The organism is Salinarimonas soli (assembly GCF_008386575.1).
Lineage (GTDB): Bacteria > Pseudomonadota > Alphaproteobacteria > Rhizobiales > Beijerinckiaceae > Salinarimonas_A > Salinarimonas_A soli.
Genome location: NZ_VUOA01000120.1, coordinates 1 through 252, shown reverse-complemented (window position 1 = coordinate 252; position 252 = coordinate 1). Strand labels below are relative to the sequence as shown.

General features: G+C 63.9%; 1 protein-coding gene. It reads left to right on the top strand.

The features are described from left to right. Nucleotides 1-15: 15 nt before the first annotated feature. A partial coding sequence (locus tag F0L46_RS25455; protein WP_149822399.1) for an NAD(P)-binding protein occupies nucleotides 16-252 on the top strand: 237 nt, incomplete at its 3' end.

Below are 252 nucleotides of genomic sequence, written 5' to 3'. Positions count from 1 at the left end.
TGCGGAGTGAAACCTATGTATGACTGGTTGATCGGCGGCGCCGGGTTCGCCGGCAGCGGGCACGCCGAGCGCAACGCGACGCAGCGTAACGAGAAGGTTCTGGTCATCGACCGGCGCGATCCCATCGCGGGCAACGCCTTCGACATGTACGGCGAGGCCGGCGTGCTCATGCACCGCTACGGCCCCCACATCTTCCACACCAACTCCAAGCAGATCTTCGACCACCTCTCACAGTTCACGGACTGGCGCTTC